7 protein-coding genes are annotated in these 11,198 nt (G+C 62.0%); 1 reads left to right on the top strand and 6 read right to left on the bottom strand.

From position 1 onward, the window contains the following. The first annotated feature begins 324 nt into the window (after positions 1 to 324). Positions 325 to 1,440: a hypothetical protein gene (locus NKH01_RS05145; protein WP_352483695.1), complete on the top strand. Its 1,116-nt coding sequence runs from the start codon at positions 325 to 327 to the stop codon at positions 1,438 to 1,440. 54 nt (positions 1,441 to 1,494) lie between these two features. Here NKH01_RS05145 and nadE read toward each other — a convergent pair whose 3' ends face one another. The 6 genes from nadE to smc form a co-directional block, all read right to left on the bottom strand. After that, a complete protein-coding gene (gene nadE / locus NKH01_RS05140; protein ID WP_353019279.1) occupies positions 1,495 to 2,502 on the bottom strand; it encodes an NAD(+) synthase in 1,008 nt (335 codons plus the stop codon). Next, on the bottom strand, positions 2,499 to 4,046 hold the full coding sequence (locus NKH01_RS05135) for a class I adenylate-forming enzyme family protein (protein WP_352483697.1): 1,548 nt from the start codon (positions 4,044 to 4,046) through the stop codon (positions 2,499 to 2,501). Before NKH01_RS05135 ends, nadE begins: the two co-directional genes overlap by 4 nt. 22 nt (positions 4,047 to 4,068) lie before the next feature. Further along, entirely contained in the window at positions 4,069 to 4,332 is a 264-nt protein-coding gene (locus NKH01_RS05130; protein ID WP_156948004.1) for an acyl carrier protein, read from the bottom strand. A 19-nt stretch (positions 4,333 to 4,351) separates the two neighbouring features. After that, complete coding sequence (asnB, locus tag NKH01_RS05125; RefSeq protein ID WP_353019277.1) at positions 4,352 to 6,289, bottom strand: asparagine synthase (glutamine-hydrolyzing); 1,938 nt, start codon at positions 6,287 to 6,289, stop codon at positions 4,352 to 4,354. A 294-nt stretch (positions 6,290 to 6,583) separates the two neighbouring features. After that, the gene (locus NKH01_RS05120) at positions 6,584 to 7,552 is read right to left on the bottom strand and encodes an NAD-dependent epimerase/dehydratase family protein (RefSeq protein ID WP_353019275.1); all 969 of its coding nucleotides are present in this window, start codon (positions 7,550 to 7,552) and stop codon (positions 6,584 to 6,586) included. Between the two features lie 108 nt (positions 7,553 to 7,660). Further along, the gene (smc, locus tag NKH01_RS05115) at positions 7,661 to 11,119 is read right to left on the bottom strand and encodes a chromosome segregation protein SMC (RefSeq protein WP_353019273.1); all 3,459 of its coding nucleotides are present in this window, start codon (positions 11,117 to 11,119) and stop codon (positions 7,661 to 7,663) included. Positions 11,120 to 11,198 lie beyond the last annotated feature (79 nt).

Genomic DNA, 11,198 nt, shown 5'->3' with positions numbered 1-11,198 from the left:
CGTGTAGAGTCCGCCGGGAACCAAAATTACTGATGTCCAGGTATGAGGCCGGACAACCTGGTTCGCTACCATTCAAAGCAACGACTTTAATATCGGTTTACCTGAATCTGCTAGCAGCAATGACGCCGGTTTTCGTCGGTCAAGCAAAGGGTCCACCTTGCCGCAGCAATTCAGCACTCCGTTCAGTCACCGGGGCGACCGCAACTGGTCGAGGTTGCACGGCTTCATGGGCGTCGAGTTGGAACTCGCGTCCGATGTTCTCGTGCCTCGTGTCGCCTTGGCCCGGAAGCTCGGCGGACGGGACTTCGGTGCCGGGAGCCGGGCTTGAGCATCATTCGCGCCTTGCAAGGCGCCGACCTCCCGGCAGTCGCGGACATGTTTCAGCGCGTGCTGCTGAAGGAAGGGACGAAAGCGCCGGCCTCTCTCGTCGAATACATGAGACGGTTTTATCTGGATGCGCCCGGTTGCGGCGGCGACCTCCGGTCGCTTGTCCATGTCAACGACGCCGGTCGCGTCTCCGGATTTGTCGGTGTCCACGTGCTGCCGATGACGTTCAACGGCCGACAACTACGCGCCGCCATCTGTAGCTCGCTCATGGTCGAGGACCATGAGCACGATCCGCTGGCCGGCGCCCGCTTGCTGAAAGCATACCTTGATGGTCCGCAGGACATCTCCTTCAGCGAGACGGCCAACGATATCTCCGTGAAATTGTGGACCCGGCTGCGCGGCGCGGTCCTGCCGCAATACAGCCTTGACTGGGTCCGCGTGATGCGCCCCGCGGCCTTCATGCTCAGCCTTTCCGCCAATCGCCTGACGCTTGCCCGAATGCTCAATCCGTTGGCGCGTGCCGTCGACCGATTTTATTGCAGGAGGATGACGCCCAGCGAACGACGCTGGTCAGGTGTGGCGGTGGAAGGGGCAGGCCACGGAGCATTTCGGATATCCGAAATCGACAGCCACACATTTGCCAAGCTCATCGAGCCGTTTACCGCTCAATTCGCCCTGCGCCCGGATTGGACGGAAGGCCAACTCGACCACATCCTGACCGATGCGGCACAGAAGCCGGATTTAGGCGAGCTTGTCTTCGGTTGCGTGACATCGCCAGTCGGCAACAATGTCGGCGCTTTCGCCTATTACGCACGGAAGTATCAAATTGGTCGCGTGCTGCAGATCCTCGCCCTCCCCGGCCAGGCGGGCTCGGTGATAGACTGCCTTATCGATCATGCCGCCGCGCGCGGCGTCAGCGGCCTGCGCGGACGTGTTCAACCTGCACTTCTGGAGGCGATGCTTGGACGACGCATCGCTTTCCTGACCGTTGCCTCAACGGTGGTGCATTCACGTGATCCAGAGCTGTTGGACGCCATGAAGAACTCGCAAGTCTTCCTGAACGGTCTTGCGGGCGAGCAGTGGAGCCGGCTGATCGGGAGCCGTTTCAGCTAGAGTCGGGACACGTTCAAATCGAACCGTCCATCCGTGGCCCGGTTTCGAGGCGGTTCAGGTGCCGATTTCCTCGACTTCATCAACGAGTTGCGGACGCTGGTGCAGATAACGCGTCGCCTTGCGTTTGGCGATGATATCGGCCCAGACGCGTTCCACTTGTGAGGCGGCCAACCCCGCCGCCTGCCCCACCAGCTCAGCCGCCACGCCGTTGTTGAGGCCGTAAAGGCAAATATCCATACGGTCATAAGGAAGCGAGAAGTAGAACTCCTCCTGGGTCTGCGCCAGCGAGTAGGTATCGGTGGTCGGCGGCCGGTTCCGGATTTCCTCCGGAACACCGAGATGGGCCGCCAGCGCATAGACCTGCGTTTTATAGAGGTGCGCGATCGGCTTGACGTCCGCTGCGCCGTCACCGTTCTTCACGAAGAAACCCTGATCGTATTCCAGCCGGTTCGGCGTTCCAAGGACGGCGAAGTTCAAGCGGTCGGCGTGATAGTATTCGATCTGCTTGCGGGTGCGCTGTTTCATGTTGGTGGCGGCGACGATACCAAGATAGACAGGCAACGGCATTCTCAGTTTCGTCTGCTTGCCTTCCGGATCCTGCACCACCAGGGATGAGATATTGTAGCCCTTGCCCTCGAGGGCGTTCGCGATCACGATCTTCGAGGCCCAGCCTTCGGCGTATTCCGGGACCAATTCGCGGATAAAGGCGTCGCGACGCTGGTAGCAGCCCATCGCGCTCAGGGTCGGCCCGATATCCTCTACGATAGCCTCGACGCCAAAAGTTTTGGCGACGAGGCGGCCGAGCCGCAGACTTTCGGGATCGGAATCGCTTTCCGGCATGAACAGGCAAAGCACATTCCGCGGTCCGACGGCTCGCGCGGCCAACGCGACCGACACGCTCGAATCGATCCCGCCCGAAAGACCGAGCACAAGGCCCCGCTTGCGAAACCCGCGCAACTGCTGGCGCAAAGCCGTTACGACACGGTCCGTTTCGGCGGCCAGGTCGATCGCCAGAGCCTGCGCCAGAAAGGTCCGCGCGTCCTTGGCGGGGCGAACATTCATTGAGCGGCCTCCATGGTTTCTGCCGCAAGCCGACGACTGACCTTGCCGGTATCGGTCTTCGGCAGTTCCCGGCGGAACTCGATGACCCTGGGGACCATAAAGTCCTCAAGGTGGCGTGCACAATGACGAATGATATCCTTTTCGCTAAGCGCCGGGTCGGACCGTACGATGAGTGCACCGATCGCATGCCCGAGCACGGGATCCGGCACACCGACAACCACTGCTTCCGCGATGCCCGGATGCGCGTGAAGCACGGCTTCCACTTCCTTGGGCGCGACTTTCTCCCCCCGCGACTTTATGATGTCGTCCTTGCGGCCGACGAAATAAAGAAAGCCTTCCTCATCGGCCCGGAACAGATCGCCGGTGTAGAGAACCATCTCCCAAGGATTCGGACCTGGGCGAAGGGCTTGTGCCGTCGCAGCTTCGTTTCGCCAATAACCCTGCATGACGTGCGGCCCGCGAATGACCAACTCACCTGCTACGCCCGGCGGCACTCGTTGCCCGTAGTCGTCGACGACAAAGGCCTCGGTGTTCGGAATGGCTATCCCGACCGACCCCGGCCGGTGGTCGAGTTCCTCGGGTGGCAGATAGGTGCAGCGCTTGCATTCCGTCAGGCCATACATCGAATAGAGCCTGACATCGGGGAAAAGAAACCGCAGGCGTTCTATGTGAGCCGGCGGCAAGGCAGCCGCCGTGTTGGAAATATAGCGAAGGCTGGGCAGGAAGCCCGGCGCCAGGTCACGCATCTGCAGGATCATCGCTGCCATCGTGGGCACGAGCGGAAGACCGGTGACGCCTTCCTGGCGGATACGTTCAAAGACCGCCTGGGGAAAAGCGAAGGACTTCTCGAGCACGAGCGTGGCGCCGAGCCTGACAGCCATCAGCAACTGATAGAGCCCGTAGTCGAAAGCCAGGGGCAGAACATTCAAGATGATGTCGTCCGGCGAATTGCGCAGATAGGTGGTGATTGAGTCGGCCGCCGCGTCGCAATTGCGGTGCGTCATCATCACGCCCTTGGGCCGGCCGGTCGAGCCCGAGGTGTAGATCAACATCGCAAGATCGACGTCAATGCCGCGGTGGTCAATCTCCCTGGCTTGGAACGTCAAGCAATCCGCCAGGGATGTGGCGCCTGCCGGGCATTGGTTATCCGCACCAAGGGTGGAAGCCACGAAGATGCCGGTCTTGCCGGAGGATCCGGACGCCTCGGCGACCAAGGGCATCAGTTTTGCTTGCGTAAGGATCGCAGCGGCGTCGCAATCGGCGATGATGTAGGCAAGCTTTTCGGCCTTGGTAGATGCGTTGATCGGACTGAAAGTCGCGCCTGCCTTAAGAACTGCGAAAATCGAAACCGCAGCCTCCCAGCAATTGTCCATGAAGATCAGGACGCGGTCGTCGCGCCTGACGCCATTCGTGAAAAGGGCGGCGGCCAGGCGGCTTGAGAGATCGTCCAGCTCTTCGTAACACAGCCTTTTGTGCTCGGTGATCAATGCCGTTTTGGCTGGATGGGCAGCGGCCTTGGCAGCCAGAAAATGTTCGATCCGCACGGACGCTCCTCGCCAATTGCGCCTACGCTGCCAGCGCTTCTGCTTTCGCCTTGATGAAGGCGGAGATACGGTCAATCGAATCCAGATTGGCCGGTACGATGTCGGTATCGACCATCGCGATGCCGAAATCATCCTCAATGAAAGCTACGAGTTCCAGCACGGCCGTCGAGTCGATGATGTCGTTCTCGATCAGTGATGCCGTGTCTGCAAGCTCGTAGGACGAGTCGCCGAACAGGAAGTTGTCGACGATAAAGGTTTTGACCTTGTCCTTGATTGTTACCATGATGTTTTCTTCCCTCGATTTCTCAGGCCGCTCGTGCTGTACCGACCTTTTGGCCGGTGAAAATCTTCTGCCACAGTTGGGTCGACAAAATGCCGACGAAGGCAGCATTGTCGCGGAACCCGGACGCTGGCTGCAAGCGGCATTTCTCGTGCAGGTTCGCCACCGCCTTGGCGTTGAATAGTCCTCCGGCGGCGATGCTCGCCTCGCTGAGCGAGTCGCGCACGTAGTCCAGTTCTCCGGCTCCAACGAAGGAGCGGGCTTCCGGCGCCCGGTAAGGCTGTTTGGTGCGCTCCCCGATGGCCGTCGGGAGCAAGTGCTTGGCAACTTTGCGCAGTATGTGTTTTTCCACCAGTCCCTTCAGCTTCATTTCCGGCGGAAGTCTTGCTGCAAACTCCACCAAACGATGATCGAGGAAGGGGAAACGCCCTTCAATACCGTGCGCCATGGCCATCCGGTCGCCCTGGCTCGAGAGGATGTAGCCCGGCAGGAGAAAGCGGGTTTCGAGATATTGCCCCTGATGCAGCGGATGCCACCGGGAAAACGCCTCAGGCAACCGGCTGGCCAGTTCCTCGGCTGCGTCATAGCCCTTCAATGTCGCGCGCAGGTCACCGGAAAAGAACATCTTCGCCGCTGATGTGGTCTTGAAACGCGGCCGATGCGAGAACAGCGGATCGTCCAGGGCAGCGCTGCCGGTGCCGAAGAACGCAGCCAGGTACTCCACGGACTGCTGTTGCAGCCCCGGCAGATAGGGATAAAGCTTGCGGAACAGCTGTGGCCTGCTGCGCGATGCCGGCTGTCGTCCGCAGAAACGGCGAACCCGCGCTTCCTTGAAGACATCATAGCCGGCAAAGACCTCGTCGGCGCCTTCGCCTGTCAGCACCACTTTTAAACCGGCCTGGCGAACGAGGCCGGACAGTTGATAGAGGGGGGCGGGGGCGGTGCGGATGATCGGCCGTTCGGCAAAGCGGATGACTTCGGGAAACACACCGGCGATATCGCCGGCACGGCAGGCGATGGTTCGATGATAGGTGCCAAGCGCCAACGCCATTTCGGTCTGAAAGGCGCTTTCGTCATGCTCGGCGCTGTCGAACGTCACGGAAAATGTCTGCAGCTTAAGAGGAGTCATGCCGGCCGCGATTGCCGAAACGAGGGATGAATCGAGCCCGCCCGAAAGGTAAGAACCGACCGGAACGTCGGCGCGCATGCGAAGCCTCACCGCGTCGGTCAAAAGGGCCTGCAGTTCTTCGGCCGCATCGTCCTCATTGCTAATTTTTGATGGCGCGTCGAGATACGGGTAGTCTAGGTGCCAATATGGTTTGACCGTGACTTGCCCCAGTGTCGCGATCATCACGCTTGCCGGCTCCAGCTCGTGGATGTTGCGGAAAGCCGTGCGTGGAGCGATCGGCGCCCACAGCGTAAAGATCTGGTCGAGTGCGATCTGATCGATTTCGGCCGAGACGCCGGGCACCTTCAGCAGGGCTTTTATCTCCGACGCAAAGTAGAGCACCCCGTCCCTGCTGGTGTAGAACAGCGGCCGAACACCCATGCGGTCTCTTGCAAGCACCATCCGCCGACGCCGATTATCCCATATCGCGAAGGCGAAATCACCGTTCAGGAGCGACAGGCAGTCCTCGCCCATCTCGTCATACAGCTGCAGGAGAACTTCTGTGTCGCTCGACGTGCGGAAGCGTCGGCCCTTGGCCAGCAGTCCTTCGCGCAATTCCACGTAATTGAAAATCTCGCCGTTGAACGCAATCGTCAAATTGCCGGTCTCGTCGGACATCGGTTGCTGGCCATCACCAATCCCGATCACCGACAGCCGCGCATGCCCAAGTCCAGCTTCGGGCGCTACGAATTTCCCTTGTTCATCCGGCCCGCGATGGGCGATCGCAGACGTCATGCGCGCAAGCAAAGCTTCCGCATCCCGGACTGAACCGAAATAGCCCCCGAATCCGCACATCTACACAGCTCATACTGAACAGCAAGCCACAGAACATAGCGTTCATAAGCGCCTCAAAGGTTAATCAGATACTTTTCAGCGAGCATGTGGTTAACAGGATGTTAGGACAGTATGATGCTTTTTGCAGTCCGACTTGTACCCACTCCAGGTCACGCTTGATGGTGAGCTACTGTCGCACGAGCACCATCGGCCAGGTTCTTCAAAGCTTCGCGCCGGATCAGTTGCGATTTTGGGCCGAATGCCAGTGATACCGGTTCGCATCGAGATAGAAGACGTCACGGCGAGCAGTGCAAATTACTGCTTCGAGTACGGCCGGTACCAATCGACAAACTTCTTCAGCCCGTCCTCTATCGAAACGCTAGGCCTGAAGCCGAAATCCCGCTCCAGCGCGGTCATGTCGGCATAAGTCTTCTCGACGTCGCTCGCCTGCATCGGCTCGTTGTGGCGGATTGCCTTGACCTCGAGCAATCTTTCCAGAATGTCGATGAAGTCGCCCAGCCGCACCGGCCGGTTGTTGCCGACATTGTAAAGCCTGTTCGGCGGAACGTCCGTGGGGGGCTTGTCGAGCACAGCGACAACCGCCTTCACAACATCGTCTATGTAGGTGAAATCGCGCCACATTTCGCCATTGTTGAAGACCCGGATCGGCTTGCCCTCGAGCATCGCCTTGCTGAACATCCAATAGGCCATGTCGGGACGGCCCCAGGGACCATAGACCGTGAAAAACCGCAAGCCGGTCTGCGGTATGCCGAACAGATGGGCGTAGGTATGGCTCATCAACTCATCGGTTTTCTTGGTGGCGGCGTAAAGCGAAACGGGCTTGTCGACCTGATCGGCCTCGCTGAACGGCACGCTGCGGTTGCCGCCATAGACCGAGCTCGACGAGGCATAGACCAGATGCTCGAATGCCGGTTCGGCGCGACAGAATTCGAGCACTTCGAGGTGGCCCATGACATTGGAACGGATATAGAGCCGTGGATTGTCGAGTGAGTGACGCACGCCGGCCTGCGCGGCGAGATGCACGATTCTGACGATGCCTTTCCCGGCCAAAGCGGCCGCAAGCGCGCCCTGTTCGGCAATATCGATCTGGTGGAACGAAAAATCCTTACGGGGCAAAAGGCGGGCAAGCCGCCCCTTTTTGAGCGCCAGGTCGTAATAGTCGTTCATGTTGTCGACGCCGACGACCGCTTCTCCCCGGTTGAGCAGATGGTGGCAAACATGACTGCCAATGAACCCCGCGGCTCCGGTGATAAGTATAGGCAACAAGCTTCTCCACGCGCACAGCCGGGCGGTATCTGGAGAGGCAGATCCAGCCCATTTCGTCGTGCTATAGTCGAAAGCCGAGGTGGAGACCACCACTAAGCTGATGCTTCAGCTTGCCTCGCGCATGGCTTCGGCAGCCTGCAGGTCGACCGACACCAGTTGGCTAACGCCTTGCTCGGCCATGGTTACCCCGAACAGCCGGTCCATGCGCGCCATGGTGATCGGGTTGTGTGTGATGATGACGAAGCGCGTTTCGGTGGTTGCGGCCATTTCGTCCATCAGATTGCAGAAGCGTTCGACATTGTGGTCGTCGAGCGGGGCGTCGACTTCGTCGAGCACGCAGATCGGCGCCGGGTTGGTCAGGAACACGGCGAAGATCAGCGACATCGCCGTCAATGCCTGCTCACCGCCGGACAGCAGCGTCATCGTCTGCGGTTTCTTGCCAGGCGGGCGCGCCAGGATCTCGAGCCCGGCTTCGAGCGGATCGTCGGACTCGATCAGTTGCAGCTCGGCGGTGCCGCCGCCGAACAAATGCGAAAACAGCCGCTGAAAATGGCCGTTGACCACCTCGAAGGCGGCGAGCAGCCGCTCGCGGCCTTCGCGGTTCAGGCTGTGGATCGCCTGCCGCAGCTTGCGGATCGCCTCGACGATGTCGTCGCGCTCGGAGACGATGGTCTCCAGCCGATCCGATAGTTCTTTCTGCTCTTCCTCGGCGCGCAAATTGACAGCGCCCAACCGTTCGCGCTCGACCTTCAGCCGGTCGAGCTGACGCTCGACCTCGGCCATTTCGGGCATCGGGCTGTCGGGTTCGAGGCCAGTGTGGCGGATCACCAGATGCGGCGGCGTGTTCAGCGTTTCCTGGATGCGCGCCTCGACTTCCAGCCGCCGCTCGTCGGCAGCGGTCAGCCGCTCTTCGGCGCGAACACGCGTTTCGCGCGCTTCGGCGAGCGACTGAATGGCAGCGGTCGCAGCCTTGTCCAGCTCGGACTGCCGGTTCTCCGCTTCCTGCAAGCGGTCACCTGCAGCTTTTCGCAGGCTTTCGGCCTCGGCGAGTTGCGACAGCAGGGCGCGCCGTTTGGCGTCGATCTCGTCGGGTGCGTCGGCCAGTTGCTCGCGCTCGGCCTCAGCCTCTGCCTTGCGTTCGCCGAGTGCCGCGATCTGCGTCGAGGCGTTTTCGGCGCGCTCCACCCAATTGCGCCGTTCCGCGCCGATCGCGTCGAGCCGGCGCGTACGTGCCTCGGCTTCTCGCCTCAGGCCCTCGTGAACGGCACGCGCATCGGCAAGGGCGGCGCGGTCGCGGGCGACGTTGGCCGCCGACTGCTCGAGCTGCAGTTGCAGATCGCCGAGATCGGGAGCGTCTTGCAGCAGCATTTCCGCCTCGACGAATGCTGCCGCCGTCTCCTCATGGCTGTCGACGATACGCGCGCGCGCCTCGTCAAGTGCTGCACGCCGGCTCGACAGTTCGCCGCCGGCTTTTTCGGCCTCAGCCAGCGTATTGCGGGCAGCATCCAGCCCATGCTGGGCGTCGCGCCCGGCCTGTCGGGCATTGCGTTCGGCCTCGCTCGCCTGGGCAAGCGCCTGTTCGGCCTGCGCAAGCGCCTGATCGGCTTCGCGCAGGATGCGCGTGGCATGAACCGCTTCGGCATCGAGTTCGGCCAGCCGGTTTTTCTGCGCCAGCCGCTGCGCGGCGGCGGTCGGCGCATCGGCGCTGGCGGTGAAGCCATCCCAACGCCAGAGCGCGCCTTCGCGGCTGACCAATCGTTGACCGGGAGCAAGCAGCGTCTGCAACTTTCTTCCGTCGGCGGCATCGACAATGCCGATCTGGGCCAGCCGGCGGGCCAATTGCGCCGGCGCGCGCACCACGCTAGCCAGGCTCTTTGTGCCTTCCGGCAAAGCGACATCGCCGGGCTGGATTTCGCTCTGGCCCCAATGCACAGGCGCGCTACGATCAAGCGGCACGTCAAGATCTTCGCCAAGCGCGGCACCCAGCGCCGTCTCGTAGCCACGCTCGACGCTGATCTGCTCCAGCACCGAGGGAAACAAATCGCCGCTCGCGGCGTTCAGGATCTTGGCGAGCGTGCGGGCCTCGGTTTCGATCCGCGCCAATTCGGCCTTTGCGTCCTGAACCGGTGGGCGGGCGGCACTTTCGCTTGCGCGTGCCTCGGCGACCGCCTGTTCCGTGGCAATCGCGGCTCGTTCGGCCCCTTCGAGCAGCGCCTGCGCCTGTTCGACCAGCAGCCGCTTCTCGGCGGGGTCGGGCAGGCCGGCGACCCTGGAGACGATCTCCGACAGTTCGCGGTCGACATCGGCAAGCTGGCGGGCAAAGCGGTCGCGGCGCTCAGCGGTATCGCGCAGCGTCCGTTCAATCTGGTTGCGCGAGGCGGCCGCCTCCGCCCGTTCGGCGGTCAGCGAGGCCAGCTTGGCCTCGCTCGAGGCAAGCGTCGATGCCGCCTGCTCGAAAGCCGCGCGGGTGCTGGCCTCGCGCTCGGCGGCGCCGGCGTTTTCGATATTGAGCGCGGCTTCTTCGGCGGCGAGGCGTTCGAGGATATCCGCATTGTCGCGGACCATGTGCTCCTCGCGGGCAAGGTCGCCATCGAGCTGTTGCAGTCGGCGGTCGAGCTCAGCCTGGCGGGCGCGGATGCGGCCTGCTTCTTCCTCGATCTGTGCCTTAGCGATCGACAGACGCTGGAAGGCGGCGGCGGCGGCGGCTTCCGCATCGCGCAGGTCCGGCAGCCGGTGGGCGTTGATACCTTGTTCCCTGGCGGCAGCCATCTGGGCCGCAGCACGGTCGCCGACCAGCGCGGTGGCAATCGCCAGCGCCGAACGCGCTTCGCCTTCCTGCGTCTTGGCCAGCGTCCAACGCAGATGCAGCAGCGTCGCTTCGGCCTTGCGGATGTCGGCCGACAGGTTCTTGAAGCGCGAGGCCTGGCGGGCCTGGCGTTTCAGGCTTTCGATCTGGCTTTCCAGCTCGCCGACGACGTCGTCCAGCCGTTCGAGGTTCTGTTCGGCCGCCTTCAGCCGCAGCTCGGCTTCGTGGCGCCGTGTGTGCAGGCCGGAAATGCCGGCCGCCTCTTCCAGCAGTGCGCGGCGCGCCTGCGGCTTTGCCTGGATCAGCTCGCCGATGCGGCCCTGGCCAACCATCGAGGGCGAGCGGGCGCCGGTCGACTGGTCGGCGAACAGCAGCTGGACATCCTTGGCACGGGCTTCCTTGCCATTGATGCGGTAGAGCGAGCCGGCGTCGCGCTCGATGCGGCGCGAGACCTGCAACTCATCGGCGTCGTTGAAGGCAGACGGCGCAGTCCGGTCGCTATTGTCGAGGAACAGCGTGACTTCGGCGGTGTTGCGGGCCGGACGCGTTCCCGAGCCGGAAAAGATGACATCGTCCATGCCGGACGCACGCATGTTCTTGTAAGAGCTTTCGCCCATAACCCAGCGTAGCGCCTCGACCAGGTTCGACTTGCCGCAGCCGTTCGGCCCGACGATGCCGGTCAGGCCGCGTTCGATGACGAACTCGCCGGGTTCGACGAAGGATTTGAAGCCGAGGAGGCGAAGGCGCGAGAACTTCATTCGCGCCGACCCATAGCCAAGTTTCGCAAAACTGTTCCGCGGTTTTGCAAGGAGAACCAGCGGCAAGACAAAGAAGTGC

The organism is Mesorhizobium sp. M1403 (assembly GCF_040317695.1).
Classification (GTDB): domain Bacteria; phylum Pseudomonadota; class Alphaproteobacteria; order Rhizobiales; family Rhizobiaceae; genus Mesorhizobium.
The sequence above is the reverse complement of the archived record's forward strand: the minus strand, read 5'-3'. Positions and strand labels throughout refer to the sequence as shown.